General features: G+C 53.6%; 22 protein-coding genes and 1 riboswitch. Of the genes, 10 read left to right on the forward strand and 12 right to left on the reverse strand.

All coding sequences use genetic code 11. The features are described from left to right. On the reverse strand, positions 1-484 hold a 484-nt coding region (locus tag AUQ42_RS15975), incomplete at its 3' end, for a hypothetical protein (protein ID WP_231856676.1). A gap of 82 nt (positions 485-566) precedes the next feature. Between AUQ42_RS15975 and AUQ42_RS03935 the strand changes: the two genes are divergently transcribed. Together AUQ42_RS03935 and AUQ42_RS03940 are read left to right on the forward strand one after the other, a co-directional pair. After that, complete coding sequence (locus AUQ42_RS03935; RefSeq protein WP_068517748.1) at positions 567-1,316, forward strand: glycerophosphodiester phosphodiesterase family protein; 750 nt, start codon at positions 567-569, stop codon at positions 1,314-1,316. A gap of 108 nt (positions 1,317-1,424) precedes the next feature. Further along, a complete protein-coding gene (locus AUQ42_RS03940) occupies positions 1,425-2,852 on the forward strand; it encodes an MATE family efflux transporter (protein WP_068517750.1) in 1,428 nt (475 codons plus the stop codon). Between the two features lie 99 nt (positions 2,853-2,951). On the opposite strand, the gene AUQ42_RS03945 is transcribed toward AUQ42_RS03940, so the two are convergent. Together AUQ42_RS03945 and AUQ42_RS03950 are read right to left on the reverse strand one after the other, a co-directional pair. Continuing rightward, positions 2,952-4,217, reverse strand: coding sequence for a hypothetical protein (locus AUQ42_RS03945; protein ID WP_068517753.1), 1,266 nt, complete (start codon positions 4,215-4,217; stop codon positions 2,952-2,954). Positions 4,218-4,357: 140 nt separating this feature from the next. Continuing rightward, entirely contained in the window at positions 4,358-5,317 is a 960-nt protein-coding gene (locus AUQ42_RS03950) for an AraC family transcriptional regulator (protein ID WP_068517844.1), read from the reverse strand. Positions 5,318-5,564: 247 nt separating this feature from the next. Between AUQ42_RS03950 and AUQ42_RS03955 the strand changes: the two genes are divergently transcribed. From AUQ42_RS03955 to AUQ42_RS03965, 3 genes are read left to right on the forward strand one after another with little or no spacing between them, the layout of a single operon-like run. Next, complete coding sequence (locus tag AUQ42_RS03955) at positions 5,565-6,041, forward strand: low molecular weight protein-tyrosine-phosphatase (RefSeq protein ID WP_068517754.1); 477 nt, start codon at positions 5,565-5,567, stop codon at positions 6,039-6,041. A gap of 14 nt (positions 6,042-6,055) precedes the next feature. Next, the gene (locus AUQ42_RS03960) at positions 6,056-6,916 is read left to right on the forward strand and encodes a fructosamine kinase family protein (RefSeq protein WP_068517755.1); all 861 of its coding nucleotides are present in this window, start codon (positions 6,056-6,058) and stop codon (positions 6,914-6,916) included. Between the two features lie 50 nt (positions 6,917-6,966). After that, positions 6,967-7,416 carry a cytochrome c gene (locus tag AUQ42_RS03965; RefSeq protein ID WP_068517757.1) on the forward strand — a complete coding sequence of 150 codons (450 nt, stop codon included), beginning with the start codon at positions 6,967-6,969 and terminating at the stop codon, positions 7,414-7,416. Positions 7,417-7,506: 90 nt separating this feature from the next. Here the strand turns inward: AUQ42_RS03965 and folE are convergent, their stop codons facing one another. From folE to metZ, 3 genes are all read right to left on the reverse strand, one after another. Further along, positions 7,507-8,097, reverse strand: coding sequence for a GTP cyclohydrolase I FolE (gene folE / locus AUQ42_RS03970; protein ID WP_068517759.1), 591 nt, complete (start codon positions 8,095-8,097; stop codon positions 7,507-7,509). Between the two features lie 69 nt (positions 8,098-8,166). Then, positions 8,167-8,559, reverse strand: coding sequence for a Co2+/Mg2+ efflux protein ApaG (gene apaG / locus AUQ42_RS03975; RefSeq protein ID WP_068517760.1), 393 nt, complete (start codon positions 8,557-8,559; stop codon positions 8,167-8,169). Positions 8,560-8,781: 222 nt separating this feature from the next. Further along, the gene (gene metZ / locus AUQ42_RS03980) at positions 8,782-9,984 is read right to left on the reverse strand and encodes an O-succinylhomoserine sulfhydrylase (RefSeq protein ID WP_068517762.1); all 1,203 of its coding nucleotides are present in this window, start codon (positions 9,982-9,984) and stop codon (positions 8,782-8,784) included. Positions 9,985-10,063: 79 nt separating this feature from the next. Continuing rightward, positions 10,064-10,138: riboswitch (SAM riboswitch) on the reverse strand. 258 nt (positions 10,139-10,396) lie between these two features. Between metZ and AUQ42_RS03985 the strand changes: the two genes are divergently transcribed. From AUQ42_RS03985 to AUQ42_RS03995, 3 genes are all read left to right on the forward strand, one after another. Further along, complete coding sequence (locus tag AUQ42_RS03985; protein WP_231856677.1) at positions 10,397-11,161, forward strand: TVP38/TMEM64 family protein; 765 nt, start codon at positions 10,397-10,399, stop codon at positions 11,159-11,161. Next, entirely contained in the window at positions 11,154-12,581 is a 1,428-nt protein-coding gene (locus AUQ42_RS03990; protein ID WP_068517766.1) for an NAD(P)/FAD-dependent oxidoreductase, read from the forward strand. The genes AUQ42_RS03985 and AUQ42_RS03990 overlap by 8 nt, the downstream gene beginning before the upstream one ends. Before the next feature lie 75 nt (positions 12,582-12,656). Continuing rightward, positions 12,657-14,141 (forward strand): HAMP domain-containing sensor histidine kinase, encoded by a 1,485-nt coding sequence (locus AUQ42_RS03995; protein ID WP_068517768.1) that lies wholly within the window; start codon positions 12,657-12,659, stop codon positions 14,139-14,141. Positions 14,142-14,546: 405 nt separating this feature from the next. Here AUQ42_RS03995 and AUQ42_RS04000 read toward each other — a convergent pair whose 3' ends face one another. The 4 genes from AUQ42_RS04000 to AUQ42_RS04015 form a co-directional block, all read right to left on the reverse strand. Then, positions 14,547-15,155 carry a DNA-3-methyladenine glycosylase I gene (locus AUQ42_RS04000; protein WP_068517773.1) on the reverse strand — a complete coding sequence of 203 codons (609 nt, stop codon included), beginning with the start codon at positions 15,153-15,155 and terminating at the stop codon, positions 14,547-14,549. A 3-nt stretch (positions 15,156-15,158) separates the two neighbouring features. Next, positions 15,159-15,446, reverse strand: a complete 288-nt coding sequence (locus AUQ42_RS04005) for a YciI family protein (RefSeq protein ID WP_068517845.1) — start codon at positions 15,444-15,446, stop codon at positions 15,159-15,161. Positions 15,447-15,461: 15 nt separating this feature from the next. Further along, entirely contained in the window at positions 15,462-16,043 is a 582-nt protein-coding gene (locus AUQ42_RS04010) for a TetR/AcrR family transcriptional regulator (protein WP_068517775.1), read from the reverse strand. Between the two features lie 146 nt (positions 16,044-16,189). After that, positions 16,190-17,656: a TrkH family potassium uptake protein gene (locus AUQ42_RS04015; RefSeq protein WP_228195114.1), complete on the reverse strand. Its 1,467-nt coding sequence runs from the start codon at positions 17,654-17,656 to the stop codon at positions 16,190-16,192. Between the two features lie 295 nt (positions 17,657-17,951). Here AUQ42_RS04015 and purU point away from each other — a divergent pair, with 295 nt between their 5' ends. Next, positions 17,952-18,818 (forward strand): formyltetrahydrofolate deformylase, encoded by an 867-nt coding sequence (gene purU, locus AUQ42_RS04020; protein ID WP_068517777.1) that lies wholly within the window; start codon positions 17,952-17,954, stop codon positions 18,816-18,818. A gap of 213 nt (positions 18,819-19,031) precedes the next feature. Further along, a complete protein-coding gene (locus AUQ42_RS04025; protein ID WP_068517780.1) occupies positions 19,032-20,468 on the forward strand; it encodes a diguanylate cyclase in 1,437 nt (478 codons plus the stop codon). A 104-nt stretch (positions 20,469-20,572) separates the two neighbouring features. Here the strand turns inward: AUQ42_RS04025 and AUQ42_RS04030 are convergent, their stop codons facing one another. Both AUQ42_RS04030 and AUQ42_RS15610 read right to left on the reverse strand, forming a co-directional pair. After that, a complete protein-coding gene (locus AUQ42_RS04030) occupies positions 20,573-21,580 on the reverse strand; it encodes an aspartate-semialdehyde dehydrogenase (protein ID WP_068517782.1) in 1,008 nt (335 codons plus the stop codon). 325 nt (positions 21,581-21,905) lie between these two features. Further along, entirely contained in the window at positions 21,906-22,094 is a 189-nt protein-coding gene (locus AUQ42_RS15610; protein WP_197460776.1) for a DUF3012 domain-containing protein, read from the reverse strand. Positions 22,095-22,211: the final 117 nt, after the last annotated feature.

Below are 22,211 nucleotides of genomic sequence, written 5' to 3' on the forward strand. Positions count from 1 at the left end.
CGATCCGTCGTCTCCAGGATGCACAGACTTTGGCGCCATAACGCTGCCCGCGCATCCCTTCCTGCTTATCAACAATGTCAAAGAACTTGAGGACCGAAGCCCTTAACCATCCAGTCCGCGTCGCCGTTTCGTTTAGCGCCGCACCCCGTCGGTGGAGGCGGGTTATAGGGCCCCAACGCTGACCTGTAAATACCTTTTTTGAAGATTCATCGAGATTTTCAGAGATTGTTTTTTCCATCCCCGAAACGGTCCGCGCAAACCCTTGGCTTTCGGGGTTTTCACTGAGAGCGCATCTATATGCATAGCTTGATCCACATGCGCGCATAACACCAGAAACTGCCGATTTATTCGACTCTGACGCGCCAATTAGAATATGGAGTCCAATGACTTCGTCCCTAGAACCCCAAAGAAGGCGTTCAAATCGCAAAAAGATTTTCGCTTTTTCATGGAAACCAACTGGCGTAAGAGAATCATCAGTCCGCATTGGCAATGCAGGGAGATGACCGGACCATCCCCGTACCCCACGAAGTTGCATTGCGCCCCTTGCTGTTAAAAGGCCAAAAACCGTGATCGATATCCCGCACATTGTCGCCCACCGTGGTGCATCAATTGAAGCACCGGAAAACACCATTGCCGCATTCCGGGTTGCCGGTGCCCGCGGCGCCAAATGGGTCGAGTGCGATGTGACGCTGAGTTCCGATGACAAATGCGTCCTTATTCATGACGACACACTCGAACGGACCAGCAACGGAACAGGGCCGATCCATGCCAGCAATCTTGCCGCCCTGCGCGAGCTTGATGCCGGCGGCTGGTTTTCGGACATATATAAGGGAGAGCGTATCCCGACCCTTACCGATACGCTTGAGACCCTTTATTTCATGGATATGGGGGCCAATCTTGAGATCAAGCCGTCGGGATGTGATCCGGTGCGCCTGTGTCACGAAGTGATCGCCGAACTGAAGCGCGCAAAGGCATTACCGATCCTGATTTCGAGCTTTGACGATGTTGCGGTTGCCGAAATGCGCAAGCATGCACCGGAGATTCCCTGTGGCTGGCTGCTTGAGACCCTGCCCAAAGAATGGAAGGCAGAATATGATCGACTTGGCGCATCGGCCATTCATATCGACCATGCTGCCCTGACCCCGGTCAGCGCAGCCGAGATTGTCGATGCCGGTGTTCCGTTGGTTTGTTATACCATCAATGATGTCGACCGGGCGAAGGAGCTGTTTTCGTGGGGGGTCACATCGGTCATTACCGACGACCCGGCCAAGTTGCTGTTGGCAATCCCGCGGCGTCCTTTTGCCGCCCATAGATAATAAAGATAACAGTGTCCGTACCGGACCATAATAAGAGCATCCCGATCCGTGCAGCAGGCAGCGCCACCCCATTGCCTGCGCCACCGGGTGCAAAAAGGAAACGTATATATGACAATCGCCCCACAAGACGGGACCGTGGCACCACCGCCGCCGGATCCCGCGGCATCCCCCACACCGCTTTATCCCGACAACCGGGTCAAGCGCCATCTAAGTGAGCTTTTCCGGCTTGCCCTTCCTGTGACCATTGCACGGTTGGGCATGCTGATCATGTCCGTTGTCGATACCATTGTGGTTGGCAATTATGACAGTGCGGGGCTTGCCTATCTTAACGTTGCACATGCACCATTTACGTCATTGATGGTAACCGGTATCGGCCTGTTGACCGGTGTGATGATCCTGACATCCCATGCCAAGGGGCGGGAAGACTGGCAGGAAGCCGGATCGGTATGGCGTTATGCCATGCCCTATACCATTCTGATCGGTCTTTTGTTTACCTTCCTGACATGGCAGGCCGAGTGGCTGTTTGTGGTAACCGGCCAGCCCGATGATATTGCGACCGAGGCCGGTCATCTTGCGATCATTCTGTCAATCGGGATGCCGGCGGCGCTGATCTATACGACCTGCGCCTTTTTCCTTGAAGGGTTGCAACGCCCCCTGCCGGGCATGATCGTCATGATCATCGCCAATCTTATCAATCTGGTTCTTGATTACGGATTGGTCTATGGCGCATTCGGCTTGCCCGAACTTGGGGCTGAGGGTGCTGCCTGGACATCAAGCGTTATTCGCTGGACCATGGCCCTGATCCTGCTTGGTTATGTTCTGGTGATGAAGGGGCATGATCAGTATGGCATCAGAAACGGATTTGCCGGATGGTGGCGAGGATCGCGCGATGCCCGACATCTTGGCCATGCCGCAGGCGCAAGCCAGGGCATGGAGACAAGTGCCTTTGCCGCGATGCAACTTTTTGCCGGCCGCCTTGGCGTTATCGCCGCCGCAAGTTATGGCATCGCGATGACCATGCTGGCACTTATGTTCATGGTGGCACTTGGACTGGCGTCTGCGACATCTGTCAGGGTCGGGATAGCCTATGGCCGTCGGGACCGGCCGGATATGGCACTGGCTGGCTGGATCGGATTGTTGACCACAATGATTGTCATGTTCGGGTTAAGCATCCCGCTTTATCTGTTCCCGGGCGGGGTTTCACATCTGTTCACACAAGATATCAATGTCATTGCAACCACGGTTTCGGTTCTGGTTCTGATGCCGATTATTTTCCCGACCGATGGCGGGCAAAATGCCGCGATCAGTGCATTACGTGGTGCAGGTGACAAATGGGCGCCGACCGTCCTGCATCTGGTGTCTTATATCTTTGTGATGATCCCGGCTGGATATTACCTGACATTCGAGCGCGATATGGGGGTACGTGGCCTGTTCTGGGGCATCGTGATCGCAAGTCTGGTGGCGGTTTGCGGTTTGGCGATACGGTTTGCCATTGTTTCGCGCCGCGCAATCCCCGCCTATGTGGCGCGCAGTTGATCCGCGATCTGTTCAAACGAAAATCCCTGCAATGAAAAGGCCCGCCTGTGTGTTCAGGCGGGCCTTTGTTCTTTATGCGCAGACTTGGGTTTTTGATGCTTAGGAGCGCGTCGCATCAAACTTGCGCCGCGGCATCAACAGATCGCAAAATGGCAGGACCAGCGTATCAAAAGCCGAAGCAGCCCGTGCGGCATCGATGCGAATAATGTGCTGTTCGATATCGCGCTGTGTCGCCAATTCACCAAGCGGGGCCAATTCGGGCAGCGCATCAACAAGAGTCGTGTAAAATTCGATCTGGTCGGCCCGGGCCGTCCCCGAAGCAAGATTGCCAAGATGGTTATAAAGCGCCATGGCCAGGAACCAGCGACAATAAGGCATCAATCCCTGAAGGATTTCAGCACGTTGTTGTGGTTGAAGATATTGTTGCAGATCACTGTCAAGCCACACCGCATTTTGCACACCGGCAATAAAAGCATTGCGCAAAGCCGGATATTCGTCGGTGAAAAAGACCGTCGTCAGCCAGCCTGACAATTCATCAAGTGACGTACGCCGGCTTTCTGGTGTGCTGTCGGCAGCAAAATCAAGCGCCGGCATCGGCGGCTTCCCCGACATGGCAAGACTTGCCACCGCCGGATCAATCAGGGCATTGGCAAGCCATGCCTGATGCCAGATTCGCATTGGCCTAAAGAAAGGTTCCTTTTCAGCCCCGCCAGCATCGATCCAGCTTTCGATCAAATGCGCGCGGCCAAGACAAATACCCAGACGCAATGCGTCTTCAAACCCCATGCCCCCGACAAGCAACGGATCCCCCAGCATGTCTTCGAGCAGCGGCAGACTTGTTGCAACGTGATCGGCACGAAGCCCGGCACCGAGCGGCTGATAAAAAGCCGCACCATCACCATGAGCAAGAACCGTGCGCGCATGCTTGGCAAACTTTCCCCAGAAAACCAGTCGGACCGGTTCGGCACGCTTGCGCCAAAGCGGGCGGGTCAAATGCCAGTTTTCCGTTTCAAATTCGGCAAGCGGCATCATGCCGACAAGACGGGCCAACGGTTTTGCCACCGCCTGTTCCAGTGCATCCACATCACCAACATGACCGATCGAAAGCCGCCATCCCGGTTGTTCATGGGGGTGGCGATCAAGCCAAAGCATGGCAAATCCCGATGCCCCGGCACGTTCGCCAGATGGCGCAACCAGATCAAAGAAAAGGGAAAGTGCGGATGGAATGTCGGGAACCAAATGGTCGGGCAATGCATCCCCAACCACCCAGGTCTTGACCGTTACGTCATCGGCATCGGGCCGGTCATGAAAACGCGGCGGCAAAAAGCCGGCATATTGGTTGGCAGAACTCAGTGCGTCGGTCATGGCAGCCTCGTAAATACAAGCGGGATAAGGTTCGCGCCGTCTGTTTGGTGCTGATACCCAACGCGATCAGTCAGGTCAATGAGATGCGCGCGCCACAGCGGTACAACAAGATCCCTGCAATCGACAAGTTTGTGCTGTTCCTATGCCCGTGTGAGCCCGGCATGCCCGATGCTTGCTTCGCGATAAACAGATGGTGGCATTGCCATCAAGCGTCTGAAATCCCGGGAAAAATGCGCATTGTCTGTAAAGCCGCACCAAAAGCCGATTTCCCCAACCGACAGGGTCGTACCGCACAAAAGACGGCATGCTTCGCGCACGCGGACCAAACGCAAAATATCAGAGAACCGACTGCTGGCCTGTTGCAGGCGTCGCTGCAACGTGCGGCCGGATGTTTCAAGTGCCGCAGCGACTTCGTCGATTGTCCAGCTGCGTCCGATATCCTGTTCAAGGATTGCAAAAAGCTGCCTGACAATCGGCCGTTGCGCACCAATTGCCGGCGCGGTTCCAGGCATATTGGCCAAGAAAGGATAGGACGAAGAGACCGGCTCAAAACTGTTCCAATTGATGCGGAAACGAAGCCCGCGACCGGTAAAGTCGAGCTTGTTATTGATCCGCCCCTTGCGCATGACGCGGATGGCGGGGCCGTGGCTTGGCAAAATCGTGCTGTCGATATTTTCGGCACCGACAGCTTCGAGAAGGCCGATTAAAAATCCCTGAAGAAGAAGGTTTTCAACCCGGGCAGGCGGCTGTCCGCGTACAACACCGCGATGGATGCTCATGGATTTTCCGGTAATTGAAAATTCGCTGCGTGCACGGGCGTGGGAATAACCTTCCAGACGGCGCCAACGATCGGCAATCACCGCCGGTGTCGCCGAATGACGCAACATTGTCAGGATCGGTTCCTGTTCCTTGGCAGCGAGATGCCGACCAAGGCGCACCAGAACCGCCGGACCATTTGATTCTTCGAGCGCGAGCATGATGCTGCGCAGCTTGGCAGATGTGACTACGGTGCCCGCCGGGACCAGATCATACCCGCGCGGCAACCAGGCCAATTGCCGGATCAGGGCAACATGCAATCCGAAAGAAACAAATTCCTGCATCGAAACACGCCAAAATTCCAAGTTTGGCGCGATCATACAAACTATTGATTGCACTGTCAGCGCACGATCCAAAATGTCACGAAGCTGTTACATAACAGCATCTTCATCAGAACTTCCAATCAGCCAGACAAGCAAAGGACAGATGACGGATACAGGATGAGCATATGGCGGAACGCCACATATTGCCCGAACCGCCCGTGCATGTCAGTCTGGGCCATTCCGAATTCACATTTAACGGACATATGGCGTGATCAAGGTTCTTTTTGTCTGTACCGGCAACATTTGTCGGTCCCCCACCGCAGACGGGGTTTTCCGTAAAATTGTTGACCAGGCCGGACTTTCCGACCAAATCGACATCGATAGCTGCGGGTTGTCTGCCTATCACGTTGGTGAATTGCCAGATCCCCGATCACGGGAAATGGCCGAAAGCCGCGGTTATGATCTGAACGATATCCGGTCCCGCAAAATCAAGCCAAGCGACTATATACAGTTCGACTACATTCTGGCGATGGATGATGGCCATTTGCGCGACATGCGTCGTCAGGCCCCGTCGGAACATCAACATCGCATCGAACTGTTTCTCGATTACCACCCCGAAATGGCCGGGCAAAGTGTCCCTGATCCGTATTATGGTGGCAGCAACGGTTTTGTCCGCGTGTTCGACATGATCGAAGAAACGTCAAACAATCTGTTGTCTCATATCCGTAAACAGCACGGCTTGTAACACAGCCACCAAAGATGGACAGAAATGCCGCAACATCGCTGATTGAACGTTTGACCGGCTGCCCGGTCAAACAGATTACCCACATGTCTGGCGGTTCCTTTGCCGAGGTCATCCGGCTGGATCTGAGCGATGGCCGATCAGTTGTCGCAAAGATTGCAAACAGCGCCAATGGCGATCTTGAGACAGAGGCAGAAATGTTGCGCTATTTCGCGAAACATTCCCCGATTGCCTGTCCTGATGTCATTCATGCTGACCAAGACTGTCTGGTGATGAACTATGTCGCAAATGACAACCGGATGTCACAAAGCGTTCAGCGTGATCTGGCCATCCAGCTTGCCGCTCAGCATCAGGTCACTGCTCCGAAATTCGGCCTTGCGTTTGACACCCTGATCGGGGGATTGCACCAGCCCAACAGGTTCGAGCAAAGCTGGGTAACCTTTTTCGGGGAGAATCGCCTGCGACACATGGCGCAGGCAGCTCATCGCGAGGGGCAATTGCCCGCATCGCTGACTGTGCGGATTGATCACCTTATCCAGCGGCTAGATCATTTCATTGATGACAAACCACAAGGTTCGCTTCTGCATGGGGACCTTTGGGGTGGAAATATCCTGTGTCAGGATGGGCGGGTTGCGGCCCTGATTGATCCGGCAATTTATTATGGTGACCGCGAAATCGAGCTGGCCTTCGGGACACTGTTTGGCGATCTGGGACCGGATTTTTTCGGGCAATATCATGAAATTTTGCCAATCGCGCCAGGGTTCTTTGAAGAACGCAGGGATTTGTATAATCTTTATCCGTTACTGGTGCATGTGCGCCTGTTTGGTGCGCCATATGTCAGATCGGTTGAAAACATCCTTGAGCGATTTGGCGTTTAAGAGAAACCGCCTTTATCCAAAACAATTGTCGAATACAGGGGACGAGAGAGTTGAAATTTCTAGCAGGAGCCGCCCTGGCACTTTCCACGACGGTCAGCATTGCCGCCATCGCCCATGAAGGTGCGAGCGGCGTTGTCAAAGAACGCATGGATGGCATGAAAGCCATCGGCCAGCAGGTCAAGATCATGGTACCGATGATGAAAGGCACATTGCCTTATGATCCGGCCAAGGTCGCCCAATCAGCCGAAATCATTGAACGTCACGCCGGTGAAAACTTCACCAGCCTGTTCCCGGAAGGCAGCGACGGAAAGCCATCAGAAGCCCATGCCGATATCTGGTCGGACTGGTCAAAATTCAACGACCTTGCCATCGAGCTTGAAACCAGTGCATCGGAACTCAAAACGGTTGCAGCCAATAACGGCTCGGAAGATGCCTTCAAGGGCGCGCTGGGCTCGGTCTTGCGGACCTGCAAATCCTGCCACAGCAGTTTCCGCGAATAGGCAACGGGCCTGTCGCAAGACACTGCCAATAAAAAGGCCGCAGCACCCGAGATGCTGCGGCCTTTGTCATTCAATATGCTATCGGCGCGATTAGCGACCGATCATCGCGAAAAATTCACGACGGGTAATCGGATCATCGCGGAATGCACCGAGCATCCGGCTGGTGACCATTGATACGCCGGTTTTGTGTACGCCGCGGGTGCTCATGCACTGGTGGTTGGCATCAATCACCACAGCAACACCAAGCGGATCGAGTTCTTCCTGAATGGTGTTGGCGACCTGTGCCGTCATTTTTTCCTGAATCTGCAACCGTTTGGAATAGACTTCGACAACACGGGCCAGTTTGGAAATGCCAACAACGCGCTTACGCGGCAGATAGGCGACATGTGCGACACCGATGATCGGCACCATGTGGTGTTCGCAATATGACTCAACGCGGATGTCACGCAGGACAACCATTTCGTCATAGCCGTCGGTTTCTTCAAAAGTCCGTCGCAGAATCTCGGCCGGGTCCTGCTGGTAGCCCGCAAAGAATTCGCCATAAGAACGCACCACACGATCGGGCGTCCCACGCAATCCTTCGCGGTCGGGATCGTCCCCCGCCCAGCGAAGAAGGGTCCGCACCGCATCTTCTGCTTCTTCGCGTGTTGGACGTTTCACGGCGCTATGTTCGCTGCACATACTAAATCCTTTTGTCATTTCCGTGCGGGATAAATCCCGGCTTGGTGGGGCTCCTGACCCGCTTTTATATCAGTTCACAGTATGTTGCCCATGGGGACTGTCCAGAGAAAAGGCAGGAATGGCAATATCAAAATGATTGCCGTCCATGTCCATCATCTCATAGGTCCCAACCATAAAGCCACTAGGCGTCGCCAATGGCGCGCCACTGGTATAGTTGAAACGTTCCCCACCTGCGAGGACGGGCTGTTCGCCGACAACACCCGGGCCTTTGACCTCCTGGGTTTCCCCGCGTGAATCCGTAATCCGCCAGTAGCGACTAAGCAACTGGACGGTTTTGGATCCGAGGTTTTCAATCTCGATCCGATAGGCCCAAACATAGCGATGGGTATCAGGATCGGATTCATCCTCAAGGAATACGGGTTGCACCGAAACCTTGATGTCGTGGGTTACGGTCGAATACATGCACGTCTCCAGGCCAAATGTGTTCCATTCATCTTCTGTCAGCCAAGATCACAATTGATGAGCCATATGTAGACAGTCTGCATAAGAAGTACCAGTGGCCTGTCACAATAGTTGCGAAACAGTTTCGCCGCTACTGCCAGGCCGCCAGAACACCCTTCTAAAAGCAACGGCCCGCACATTGTACGGGCCGTTCCGATATCAGGATTACCGTATCACCATCCGTTATACGGAAAGGGCCGCCAGCAGATCTTCTTTCAGATCATCAATGTCTTCCAGACCAACAGACAAACGCAGCATGCCCTCGGTAATGCCCATCGTGATCTTGTCCTCGGCCGGGACACGCTGATGCGTTGTCGTCCAGGGATGGGTGGCCAGACTTTTGGCATCGCCGAGATTGTTGGAGATATCAATCAGATTGAGGTTATCAAGCAACGAAAAGGCTGCTTTCTTGCCCCCGGCAAGCTCAATCGCGATCAATCCACCGCCCCGACCAGACATCTGTTTCATTGCCAGTTCATGCTGCGGGTGACTTTTCAGTCCCGGATAGATAACGCGTGACACTTGCGGCTGTTCCGACAGGAATTCCGCCAATGCCGATGCGTTGCGGATATGCTGGTCCACACGCAGGCTAAGTGTTTCAAGACCTTTGAGCAGCACCCAGGCGTTGAACGGGCTCATGCTCGGCCCGGTGTGACGCAGGAATGTCGTCAGGTGTTCGTCATGCCATTCCTTGTCGTTAAACAGGATGGCCCCGCCAAGACAGCGCCCCTGACCATCAATATGCTTGGTCGCGGAATAGACAACAATATCAGCACCCAGTTCCATCGGCTTTTGCAGGATCGGGGTCGCGAAAACGTTATCGACCACGACTTTCGCACCTGCCTTGTGCGCCAGATCGGCGATAAAGGCGATATCAAGAACTTCCAGGGTCGGGTTGGACGGCGTTTCAAGAAAGACCGCATCCGCCGGCTTGGAAAGGGCTGCTTCCCATGCGGCGTGATCCGTACCATCGACCAGTTCGGTTTCAACACCAAAGCGCGGCAAAAGCGTGGTCAGGATGAATTCACAAGACCCGAACAATGCGCGCGAACCCACAACACGCCCGCCGGCCTTGGTACAGGCCGCAAGCGCATTCCACACCGCCGACATGCCAGATGCGGTCGCCCGGCAGTATTTCGCGCCTTCGAGCAACGCAAGGCGTTCCTCGAACATGTTCACGGTCGGATTGGCAAAACGTGAATAGACATAGCGTTCCGGACCACTGCCATCAAAGGAGGCCTCGGCCTCGGCGGCGGTTTCATACACATATCCGGAATTCATAAAGATGGCTTCGGACGTCTCGGAGAAACCGGTGCGCGCGGTACCACCACGAACGGAACGGGTCGCGGCACGCCAGTTATCGGAAGCCTTTTTTTCGGTCGTCATCGTCTTGCTCCTAATATGCCCGAAGATATTGGTGCGTTCCGGGCACAAAAAAACCCTGACCGGCATGAATGGGTCAGGGCCGAAGCCGTTTTACCCCTCTTTAGCGATTTTTTACGTGGCCGCAAGCCGGTCGACAAATCCCACGATGCGCAGACGATACGTCCAGATTTCCCCGACGTCAAGCACCAGACCATCAGGATTTCTGCGCAGCTTTGTCTGGATTGATGCTTTGTCGGTGATCGCGATTTCCTCACGCAATGGTGAAAGCAGTTCATAAGCTTCTTTGGAGAATTCGCTCTAATCTTGCCGAAATTAATGCAATCCTGTTTATCGGGTTTTGCTCTTCACCCCGTCACCAGATCCATGCAAGAGCGTGAATTATATGACCAAAACCAGTTCAGCGGCGCCAACAGTGTCCGACCACAAAACAGAACATACAGATCAGAATCAGGCTGCGCGCAAACCGCTTTGGCGCCGGTTGCTGCCACTTGTGGTTCTGATTTGCGGCCTGCTTGCCGCCTGGAGCAGCGGCCTTCTGGATTTGCTGTCCTTTGACACGTTACGTGACAATCGCGACCAGTTGCAGGACCTCGTTGCCAGCAAACCTGTGCTCAGCATTCTGGGCTTTATGGCGATTTACGTGATTGCGGTTGCCCTGTCCTTGCCGCTTGGATCAGTTCTGACCATTGCCGGGGGCTTTTTGTTTGGTGCCGTACTCGGGACCACATATGTCGTCACTGCCGCGACCCTTGGCGCTGTCATCGTTTATCTTGCCGCGCGATACGCGTTTTACGATGTCATGCATGACAAGGCGGGCAGCGCAATTCGGAAAATGGAAAACGGCTTTTCCGAAAATGCCTTCAGCTATCTGATGGTCTTGCGCCTGATCCCGATATTCCCGTTCTGGCTGGTCAATCTGGTGCCGGCATTGCTCGGGGTGAAATTGCGCTCCTTTGCCATGGGGACCTTGCTTGGCATCATTCCGGGCACCTTTGTTTACGCATCTATCGGTGACGGTCTTGGTGCCCTGTTTGATCAGGGCAAGACACCCGATCTTGGCGTCATTTTCGAACCCCGAATTCTGACCCCGATTATTGGACTGGCTGTTCTGGCGATGCTGCCGGTTGCCTATAAGAAACTTCGCAAATCCAAGAATGAGGCCAGCTCAGATGAGTAAATTGATCAAAACCGACATCTGCGTCATTGGTGCCGGGTCTGGCGGTCTTTCGGTTGCGGCAGGGGCCGTTCAGATGGGCGCAAAGGTTGTCCTGGTCGAAAAGAGCAAAATGGGCGGTGACTGCCTGAATACCGGTTGCGTGCCCTCAAAGGCCCTTCTGGCGGCGGGTCATGCTGCCGAAAATGCACGTAAAGCTTCGCGGTTTGGCATTTCAACCGGCTCGGTAAGCGTTAATTTCGATCAGGCAATCGATCATGTTCATTCGGTAATTTCGGGCATTGCGCCCCATGATTCGGTTGAACGATTTGAAGAACTGGGCTGCGACGTCATACAGGCAGAAGGAAAATTCACAGCCCCCGACACCCTTGTTGCCGGTGACAGCACAATCAAGGCGAAGCGTTTTGTCATCGCAACCGGATCGCGCGCAGCAGTGCCCCCGATCCCGGGTCTTGATGCCGTTCCCTATTTCACCAACGAGAACATTTTTGAAAACCGTGTTTGCCCGGAACATCTGATTGTCATTGGTGGCGGTCCGATCGGACTTGAAATGGCACAGGCCCATCAGCAACTTGGCGCCAAGGTGACCGTCATTGAAATGATGTCCATTCTGCCAAAAGACGATGCAGACATGGTGTCTGTGGTCCGCGACAATATCAAAGCCAGCGGCATCACCCTTTATGAAGGCAGCAAAACCAAGGAAGTCCAGTCAAACGGTGACAATGTTCGTGTCATCATTGAGCATGACGGCATCGAAATCACGCTTGAGGGCAGCCACCTTCTGCTTGCCACCGGACGCAAGCCGAATGTTGAAAATCTGGGCCTTGAGCAGGCAGGTGTTGAATATGAACGAACCGGTATCATCGTTGATGAACGCCTGCGAAGCTCGAACCGCAAGATTTTTGCGATTGGCGACGTAACCGGTGGTCTGCAATTTACCCATATGGCGGGATATGACGCCGGAATTGTCATTCGAAATGCCTTGTTCAAACTCCCGGCCAAGGTCAATTACAATGCGGTTCCCTGGGTGACCTATACCCAGCCCGAACTTGCCCAGGCTGGCATGAACGAAACCGCGGCGCGTGCCAAATATGGTGACAGTATCCGGGTTGTCCGATGGGATTATGCCGAAAATGATCGCGCCCGGGCCGAGGCAGATACAACCGGTTTCATCAAGGTCGTCACAACCGCAAAAGGCCGCATTCTGGGTGCCGGGATCGTTGGCCGTCAGGCCGGCGAGCTGATCGGGCTCTGGTCATTCGCGATTTCACAGAAAATGAAAATCGGGGCGATTGCCGGCATGATCGCGCCGTACCCGACCCTTGGTGAATTGTCCAAACGGGTTGCCGGTGCCTGGTACACTCCCAGCCTGTTTAGCGAAAAAACCCGAAAAATTGTTCGTTTCCTTCTCAAGCTTGGCTAAGGGCCCGATGTCCTCAAGACAAACAAGCTTCTGTAGCACTGTACTTTTTTGACGGTCTCTGACTAACATCTCCTTATGGAACGGCCGCATCTTAAATTGCCCCCATGGGCCAAATCGCTTTCCGCACGCCTGCTGGTGCTGACGGTCAGTTTTGTGATGCTTGCAGAGATCTTTGTCTTTGCCCCGTCCGTTGCGCGGTTCAGGGTCGACTGGCTTAAGGCACATCTTGATTCCGGCTATCTTGCGGCACTGGCGCTTGAAGCAACCCCTGATCAGATGATCCCCGATGATCTTGAAAAGGAACTGCTGTCAAATGCCGGGATTGAGGCCGTCATTCTGCGCCGCGAAGACCGCAAGCTTCTTTTGCAACGCGATGACATGCCCGCCAAGGTCGACAAGAACGTCAATCTGACCAACTTTTCCATCCCGATGGCGGTAATGGAAGGCCTGGCAACCTTGGCACAAACCGAAGACCGCATGCTACGTGTCATCGGCATGCCGTCAATGGCACCGGATTTCGAAATTGAAATTCTGGTTCATGAAAAAGCACTGACCAAGGCAATGCGCAATTTTGGCTGGCGGGTGTTTGGCCTGTCGCTGATGATTTCGTTCTTTACAGCTGGTCTGGTGTATTTTGCGCTCAATCGGTTGCTGGTGCGTCCAATGCGCACACTGACACATGACATGATCCGGTTTCGCGAAAACCCCCAGGACAAATCGTCGCTGATCACACCGGGTCTGCGCGACGATGAAATCGGTGTCGCCCGTCAGGAACTGGCCATCATGCAGCAAGACATCCAGGCGATGCTCAATCAGCGCCGACGTCTGGCTGCTTTGGGAACGGCGGCCACCAAAATCAGTCATGATTTGCGCAATGCACTGGCAACATCGATGCTGATGACAGAGCAGCTCGCCAAAAGTCAGGACGACGAAGTCCGCGCAGTCGTGCCCCGACTGCTGTCTTCGATGGAGCGCGCGGTTTATATCAGCGAACAAACATTGTCCTTTGCCCGCGAAACACCGGCACCTCGTGATCTGGCGAAATTCACGCTGATTGAACTGATCGAGGAGATCCGCGATCAGATCTTGTTGCAGAAGTCGGAAGACCTGATGGATGGGGCCGCTGGTCGTGATCTTGGCGATAAAGCCGAACCCTGCACCGCGCGCATCGACATCGATTTGCCCGACGATGTGATGCTTGAGGCAGATTATGACATGCTGTTTCGCGCCTTCAGCAACCTGATCCGCAACCCGCTCGAAGCGGGGGCAGACATCGTCACTATCACATGGTCAAATCCGATTGCCGGAAAAACAAGCGACGAATCGGATCAGTCGCGCAGTTTCATTGATGTTTTGATCAAGGATAATGGCCCCGGATTGCCCGAAAAGGCGATCAAAAACCTGTTCGTTCCCTTTGCCGGAAGTGGTCGCAAAGGCGGCACCGGCTTGGGGCTTGCCATCGCGCGGGAGTTGATAAGCACGCATAATTGCGAACTTCGCCTCGTTGCAACAGGCCCGGACGGCGCTGTTTTCGGTGTAAAACTGCCGATAATCACCTGATTTTGCTGCATTGCCCTATCGCAATGCGTCATATCGATAGTTTAAATCTATCAAAACATTTTTTATATTCAATTTTATCTTGGGAATGATCTTTGGCACCTTGTCTTCAAGGCGATGCCGGGCCGAAATCCCGATCCCCGATCCGCTCCTGACCCAAGGCTCGGTATCGCCTGATTGATTTCCCTGATCGGTCAATCACCTGCAAGAAGACCCCAAAAGCGTTGATTTTGGAAATAGACGCGCCTTGCGGTTGATAGAAACGATCAGACAGCTGAATAATCCTTGCCGGATTATCATCGAGGGACCATTCAAACGGTCCCTGACCCTCAACCCCTTGCTCCCCCCGGGCAAGGGGTGTCTTTTTATCGGAACAGATTTCTGGGTCTGCCTGATCAGAGTTCCATCCTATAGCGGACGCACGAATGACTTGCGGATGTCTTCGATTTTCGGCCTCAAAAAGCAGCCCTTTGCATGGTCATTGACCAGCCCCATCGCCTGCATGAAGGCAAAAACGGTTGTCGGTCCGACAAATTTCCAACCCCGTTTTTTCAAGTCTTTTGACAAGGCCACCGATGTCGGAGATGTCGACATTGTCTGCGGCGTCGCGATTTCCGTCGGATCAGGTTCAAATCGCCAGAAATAGGCGGCAAGCGATCCTTCGCGTTCGACCATCTCACAGGCACGCTGTGCGTTGTTGATCGTAGCTTCGATCTTGCCGCGATGCCGAATGATCCCTGCATCTTGCAAAAGACGCGCTATGTCCGTTTCATCAAATTGCGCAACACGATGAAAATCAAAATCCGCAAAGGCGGCTCTGAAATTTGCGCGCTTTGACAAAATGGTGCGCCAACTCAACCCCGACTGGAACCCCTCCAGACAGATCTTTTCGAACAGACGTCGATCATCCGTAACCGGAAATCCCCATTCGGTGTCATGATATGTGTTGAATTCCGGTGCTGCATCACACCATGAACACCGGCATTCCCCGTCCGGCCCGGTCACAATCCTGTCCATTGCTCACGCCTTTAAAAATTCAAGCCGCGGATCGGTCTGCCCGGGCGCAATTTCAATGATTTCTGCCGATACGATGCCCTCAATCACAAACGGATCCTGATCAATCCGGGCCTGGAGATCTTCACGGGTGACGCCATGGGCAAGAACCGCGCCACCCAAATTGGGCTGTAAACTTCCAACAACCAGAAACACGCCGTCCGCCAATCCCTTCTGGATCCAGGATTTATGACCGTCCATAAATTGTCCGGCACGGCTGCGGTTTTCCGCAAATTTAAGCAATACGACAAACATCATTGCATTCCCTGTTCACGATTGAGCAGATCTGTTGAGATCGGCGATCTGGCTATCAAGCCAGTCACACATCAGCGTCACTTCACTTTGAAGAAACCCATTGTCGTCAAAGGCGTTTGCAAGGGTGGCGACACCTTGACTGCGCCCAAGAATATGCATTGCCAATCCATCGGATTTGGCACCAAAGCCAAGGGCCGAAAACTGCCGGCCCAACCAGGTCCGAAACAGGGTAAATAACCCGGCGGCATCGCTTTGCGCCGAATGGTTAAGCTTTGCCAGCTCCGATGACAGGGTGCCAACCGGGCAGCCGAACTTTCGAATCTTCTCACCATTGACGATCAGGATATGGATAAAGCTTCGGATACGCTCAGCCGGGTCGTTGCCCGTGACTTCCCAGTGGTCAAGCATCTGTTCGGTATTCACCAGGCGCTGATTGATCACCGCATCAAGGATGTCATCCTTGGTTTTAAAATGATGGTAAAAATTGCCCCGTGAAATACCAACCGCACTTGCGATATCGGCAAAGGAGGTTGCTTCGAACCCTTGCTGATAAAAAAGACGATCTGCTGTCTCGATGATCCGGTCGCGCGTTGACATTGCTTTTCCTGCTTTTGAACGACTAGGACATCTGTCCTATTTCGAAGATTAGGTCAATTGTCCTAATTCGTCAACAGGCCCGACGCAAAACACCCGCAGGCGCGATACCTGCGGGTGTTTAAAATCATCGAACAAAGGACGATCGATCAGTCGCGCCAGAAGGCCGGGAACAAAAGAACCAAGACCGTAAAGACTTCCAGGCGCCCGATCAGCATCCCGATCGACATCAACCATTTTGCCCCGTCCGGGAGGGTCGCAAAGTTCCCCGATGGCCCGACAATCGGGCCAAGGCCCGGACCAACATTGGCAATGGCCGTGCCTGCACTGGAAACCGCCGTAATGAAGTCCAGCCCCATCGCCCCAAGGGCCGCTGCCAGCACAACAAAGCAGAACACAAACAGGAAGAAGAAGCTCAAAACCGATTCGGTAACATCTTCGGAAAGCGGTTTGCGGTTGTAATAGGCAATGAACACCCCGTGCGGCCGCAACATGTGCGACAGCTGAATTTTGGCGATCTCATAAAGCACCTGAAGACGGAAGATCTTGACCCCGCAGGTCGTCGACCCTGCACAGCCCCCGACAAACATCACAAAGAAGAACACCGTAACCGCGAATGGCCCCCAAAGGCCGTAATCGGTCGTCGCATAACCCGTTCCGGTCATCACCGACACAATGTTGAATGACGTATATCGCAAGGCATGAAGGAACGGCACACCATTGGTTTCCGAATGCCAGAACGCCAATCCGACAATGATCGAAACGGCAATGGTCAAAAACCAACGGACCTGACTGTCGCGGAAAAGCGCATTGCCCTGCCCGCGCAACATCTGCAAATACAGAATGAATGGCAATGCACCCGTCGCCATGCCAAGCGTGATGATGACGTCAATTGCGGCACTGTCGAAATGCCCGACCGATGCATCCTTGGTCGAAAAACCGCCTGTGGCAATCGTGGTCATGGCATGGGCAATCGCATCAAACGGCGTCATGCCGGCCCACCACAACAGGATCGCCCAAAGTGCGGTAAAACTCAGATACAGCATGGCGATGCCCATGGCGATCTGGGTCGCGCGCGGAAATGCCTTGTCCGACTTGTCGGAGTTTTCCATACGGAAAAGCTGCATCCCGCCAACGCGCAGCATCGGCATGACAGCAATCGCCATCACAATGATCCCGATCCCGCCGAGCCACTGCAACAATGCACGCCACAACAAAATTCCCGGCGGGGCCGTATCAAGCCCGACAATAACGGTCGACCCGGTGGTCGAGATTCCCGACATCGCTTCGAAAAACGCGTCGGTATAGGACATATCAAGATCGGAAAAGGCAAAGGGCAGCGCAGATGCCGCCGTCAGAACCACCCAGCTCAAGGTCGTCAGGATGAAAGCCTGACGCGAATTGATCTTCAGATTGTCCATCCGGTTCATCATGATCAATGCACCGCCGACAAACAGCGAAACGAATGATGCCGCGGAAAACACGATCCAGTCCGACTGACCGTAATAAAGGTCAACCAGTGCCGGCACGAACATGCCTATGGAAAGCGTGCACAACAAAATGCCGACAATGAAAAGAATAGGACGGAAATCAATCAATGAAACGCCTCTTGGCATATAGTGCCGCATCTCCCCCCGGATGCTGCGGCATGATGCATTTGCTGTTCTGGTTTCAGGGGCAGCCCCAAAGGGCACTGCATAACCGAAATTGCGGACAACATGTACCCCATTCATGACAAGCAGCGGAATTCTTGGCACAAGCGTTGATAAAGTCCAGTCCTTTATCGGCTATGCGTTTTTGTTCTGGCAGGTTTGGCATAGGCGGAAATCCGCCATTTCCGGGTTGGCAGGACGTTTGATCGCCGCTATATCGGCGGGGTAAACAAATTCAAGAAAGAAAGCAGCCGCGGAAATGTCCGAACTCGCCAAAACCTTTATTCTGACCATCACATGCCCCGATACCTTCGGGATTGTCGCAAGCGTTTCAAGCTTCCTTGCCGACGAAGGCGCGTTCGTGACCAAACTTGAACAGTTTGGTGACCCCATTAGCAAACGCTTCTTTATGCGTGTCAAATTTGAAGCTGGTCGCGCCTTGCGCACGGATTCCGAATTTGCAGAAAAATTTGCACCGGTTGCCGAAAAATTCTCGATGCAGTGGAAACTGCACGACTTCCATCGCAAACCCAAAGTGTTGCTGATGGTGTCGAAATTCGGCCATTGCCTGAATGATATTCTGCACCGTGTTGCATCCAACAACCTGCATATCGAAATCCCGGCCATCGTCTCAAACCATGAAGACATGCGCGGCATCGTCGAATGGTACGGCATCCCCTATTATCACCTGCCGGTCAGCAAAGAGACCAAGGCAACCCAGGAACAAAAGCTCCTTGATCTGGTCGGGGAATATGAAGCTGATCTGGTTGGTCTTGCCCGCTATATGCAGGTGCTTTCAACCGACCTTTGTCAGGAACTTGAAGGGCGTTGCATCAACATCCATCATTCGTTCCTGCCAAGCTTCAAGGGTGCGAAACCCTATCACCAGGCGCATGCGCGCGGCGTGAAACTGATCGGCGCAACGGCGCATTACGTGACAGCAGACCTCGACGAAGGTCCGATCATTCATCAGGCTGTCGAACGCGTTGATCATACCATGACCGCTGATGACATGGTCGAAATCGGTCGTGATATTGAATCGGTCGTATTTTCCCGCGCCATTCAGATGCATTGCGAACATCGCGTGTTCCGCAACGATCACAAAACCATCGTATTCCGCCGCTAGTTCCGGGCATACACACGCAAAAGTTTCACGAAACCGCCAGTCACCTGATTGGCGGTTTCTTTTGATTCAAACCAAATTAATCGCCGACTGCATTTGGCACCCCGTGCCATTTTGGCCCGTGCAATGATCCGTTCTTTCCCGTAGATTACCAAACTGGAAGTGCTGAGCATAAAACAGCCAGCGATATAAGGTTTTATCTTTGGGGAGCTTTCCGTGCACGGGAAGAAGTTATATTTCGCTATCGTTTTATGCGTTCTTCTTGCGGTTGGTTTTCTGACCACAAGTTTTGTAAGCTTTTATGTCGCACGGGATTCGCTTGAAGAACAGATTTCCGAAACGACACTTCCGCTAACCAGCGACAATATCTATTCCGAAATCCAGCGTGACCTGCTTCAGCCGATCTTCATTTCGTCGCTGATGGCCCATGATACCTTTGTGCGCGACTGGGCCTTGTCCGGCGAGACCGATGAAAAACGCATCATCAAATATCTGACCGAAATCCAGTCACGCTACGACACCATCACGTCCTATTTTATCTCGGATAAAACCCGGAACTATTATCATCCAAGCGGCGTGATCAAACAGATCAGCGAAGACGACCCCGCCGATGCCTGGTACTTCCGGGCGCGCGATGCCAAAAAGCCTTATGAAATCAATATCGACCATGACACGGTCGATCGGTCCCGCATGTCGATCTTCGTCAATTATCAGGTGCTCGACTATAACGGGAATGTCATTGGCATAACAGGCGTCGGATTGTCAGTCAGTTCAGTCACCAACCTGATTGAAACCTATCAGAACCGGTATGGCCGGACGATCTATTTTGTCGATACCCAGGGTCATGTGACATTGCGCGGCAGCGGCTTTGGCGATGCTCAAAATCTGCACGAACGCCAGGGCATGCGCCATCTTGCCACACAGATCCTGACATCGCCGGGTGCCTCGATGTCGTATGAGGAAGATGGCCATACATATTTCGTCAACAGCCGCCTTGTACCGGAATTCGGATGGCTTCTGATCGTTGAACAAAGCGATTATTCATCAAATGGCCGACTGCAAAACACACTGTTTGCCAATATCGGTATTTCGCTTCTGATCACCGTCATAGTCGGTCTTGTTGCCTATCTGACGGTTCGAAATTACCAGAACCGGCTCGAAGAACTGGCATCACGGGACAAGCTGACCGGAAGCCTCAATCGTCAGGTCTTTGACATGGTCTTTGACCAGACAACCAAAACCGCCCGTCGTCAAAAGACGCCATTGTCTGTCATGTGTTTTGATCTCGACGGGTTCAAAAGCATCAATGACACCTATGGCCATCCGGGTGGTGATGCGGTTTTGCGCGAAGTTCTGACATCGATCCGCACCAATGTACGTGAATCTGATCTGATTTGCCGTTGGGGCGGGGACGAATTCGTGGTGATATTCCCAGAAACCGGTCGCCAGGACGCCATGATCAAGGCCCGCGAACTCGCGGATAATATCCGTGAGGCACCTGTGCGGTTTGGCCGTGACCAGATCCTGATTACGATCAGCGCCGGTGTGACCGAGTATCGCGACGGCGAAGACCTCGAAACCCTGATGGCGCGCGTTGATAACGCGCTCTACACCGCCAAGGCATCCGGACGCGATCATATTTCACTGGCGTGAATGGCCTGACCGGCCCGACACGGCTTCGACAGAACCCTGTAAAAACAAATGGCCCCGCCAGATCATCTGACGGGGCCATTTTCATATCAGGATCAAAGCCGGGTTTAGTCGGCGATCGATGCTTCTGCAATCTGGACCGCGTTAAGGGCCGCACCTTTGAGAAGCTGGTCACCGGCAACAAACAGTTCCAGACCGTGATCCCCAAAGATCAGGTTAGAACGGATACGACCGACTTCGACGTCATACTGTTTGGTCGCGGTCAACGGCATCGGATATTTGTTGTTTGCCGGATCATCGACAAGTTTCACACCCTTGGCCTTGGACAGAACTTCGCGGGCCTGCGCCGGGGTAACGGCCTTTTCGGTTTCCACGACGATCGCTTCGGAATGAGTACGCTCGGTCGGGATACGAACCGCGGTGCACGATACCGGCAGATCCGGCGCGCCAAAGATCTTGCGCGTTTCCCAGGTCACCTTCATCTCTTCGCGGGTGTAGCCATTGTCCTGGAAGCTGTCGATATGCGGGATAACGTTGAATGCCAGCGGATGGGCAAAGACTTCTGCCGCAACCGGCTTGCCTTCAAGACCGGAAGCCAGACCTTCGCGCAGTTCGTTCATGCCCGGCTGACCGGCACCCGATGCCGCCTGATAGGTCGACACGATGACTTTCTTAAGGCCAAACGCCTGATGCAGCGGCCAAAGTGCAACCGCGGCAATCGCCGTGGTGCAGTTCGGGTTCGCGATCAGTTTCGCGGTCTTGGCAAGGTCACCATTGATTTCCGGCACGATCAGCGGAACATCGTCATTCAGGCGGAATGCCGACGAGTTATCAATCACCAGCGCGCCTTCGGCGATCTTCGGCGCATATTCCTTGGCGAAATCACCCGAAACAGCAAGGAAGACAATGTCGCACTGCTTTGCTTCTTCGACAGAGAACAGCGCGACGGTCTTAGTGCCAAACTTAGTCTCCACGGTCTTGCCTGCTGAACGCTCGGATGCGAACAGGGTGAGTTCACCCACAGGGAAGTTACGATCAAACATAACGTTGATCAGCTCGACGCCAACCGCACCGGTTGCGCCGATCACACCGACATGGAGATTTTCGGCACTCATAATACTTGTCTAACCTCGTATAAAAATTGTTGTCGTATTCGACTACCGCGATCATTCGCGGGCCGCGCATTATAGGGATTTATCAAGGTAACGCAAATGTACCTTGCTGCATCGCACTTATGCGCGGAAATGTTCTGTCTTTAACGCCCCTGACAACAGTTTGTTCCATGTCGTTTTTCATAGGCCAGACGCAAAAATCCGCCCTTCGACAGTACCACCGCCAAGCAGGTGTCGAAGGGCGGATTTAACCGTCGTGAAGACGGCATTTCCAGACATCAGCAAAGAATCGACCAGCACGGACCGTGCCGGTCAGACATTCACACGATCAGAAAAGACAATGTTTTGCGAAATCCGCGGCCTCATTGGCCGTCCAGTCGCCTTTGGGCTTTTCCTTAAGATCGGCACACCATTCCTCGCTGCCGACTTCCGGTGAACAGGCCGAAACCACACCAGCAATCATCAGTACCGAAAAAACAGTGGCCATTTTGCGCGTGAATTTGTTCTGCAGCATCATGTCCGTGTCCAGGTTTGTTTGTTCGTTTGTTTTGTTTGTTGCCTTCACAACATTGCACAAACCTGTATCAAACCGGTCACGCCGTCTGTGGCGTCCGTCACAGCCGTTCGATATTTC

Origin of the sequence: Thalassospira sp. MCCC 1A02491 (assembly GCF_001613785.1) — a bacterium.
Taxonomy (GTDB): Bacteria; Pseudomonadota; Alphaproteobacteria; order Rhodospirillales; family Thalassospiraceae; genus Thalassospira; species Thalassospira povalilytica.

What these genes read in the sequence shown, in the direction of transcription:
- AUQ42_RS03940 (WP_068517750.1), top strand. Translation starts at nt 1,425, where the DNA reads ATGACAATCGCCCCACAAGACGGGACCGTGGCACCACCGCCGCCGGAT.
- AUQ42_RS03945 (WP_068517753.1), bottom strand. Translation starts at nt 4,217, where the DNA reads ATGACCGACGCACTGAGTTCTGCCAACCAATATGCCGGCTTTTTGCCG.
- AUQ42_RS03950 (WP_068517844.1), bottom strand. Translation starts at nt 5,317, where the DNA reads ATGCAGGAATTTGTTTCTTTCGGATTGCATGTTGCCCTGATCCGGCAA.
- AUQ42_RS03960 (WP_068517755.1), top strand. Translation starts at nt 6,056, where the DNA reads ATGGACAGAAATGCCGCAACATCGCTGATTGAACGTTTGACCGGCTGC.
- folE (WP_068517759.1), bottom strand. Translation starts at nt 8,097, where the DNA reads ATGTGCAGCGAACATAGCGCCGTGAAACGTCCAACACGCGAAGAAGCA.
- apaG (WP_068517760.1), bottom strand. Translation starts at nt 8,559, where the DNA reads ATGTATTCGACCGTAACCCACGACATCAAGGTTTCGGTGCAACCCGTA.
- metZ (WP_068517762.1), bottom strand. Translation starts at nt 9,984, where the DNA reads ATGACGACCGAAAAAAAGGCTTCCGATAACTGGCGTGCCGCGACCCGT.
- AUQ42_RS03990 (WP_068517766.1), top strand. Translation starts at nt 11,154, where the DNA reads ATGAGTAAATTGATCAAAACCGACATCTGCGTCATTGGTGCCGGGTCT.
- AUQ42_RS03995 (WP_068517768.1), top strand. Translation starts at nt 12,657, where the DNA reads ATGGAACGGCCGCATCTTAAATTGCCCCCATGGGCCAAATCGCTTTCC.
- AUQ42_RS04000 (WP_068517773.1), bottom strand. Translation starts at nt 15,155, where the DNA reads ATGGACAGGATTGTGACCGGGCCGGACGGGGAATGCCGGTGTTCATGG.
- AUQ42_RS04005 (WP_068517845.1), bottom strand. Translation starts at nt 15,446, where the DNA reads ATGTTTGTCGTATTGCTTAAATTTGCGGAAAACCGCAGCCGTGCCGGA.
- AUQ42_RS04010 (WP_068517775.1), bottom strand. Translation starts at nt 16,043, where the DNA reads ATGTCAACGCGCGACCGGATCATCGAGACAGCAGATCGTCTTTTTTAT.
- AUQ42_RS04015 (WP_228195114.1), bottom strand. Translation starts at nt 17,656, where the DNA reads ATGCCAAGAGGCGTTTCATTGATTGATTTCCGTCCTATTCTTTTCATT.
- purU (WP_068517777.1), top strand. Translation starts at nt 17,952, where the DNA reads ATGTCCGAACTCGCCAAAACCTTTATTCTGACCATCACATGCCCCGAT.
- AUQ42_RS04030 (WP_068517782.1), bottom strand. Translation starts at nt 21,580, where the DNA reads ATGAGTGCCGAAAATCTCCATGTCGGTGTGATCGGCGCAACCGGTGCG.
- AUQ42_RS15610 (WP_197460776.1), bottom strand. Translation starts at nt 22,094, where the DNA reads ATGATGCTGCAGAACAAATTCACGCGCAAAATGGCCACTGTTTTTTCG.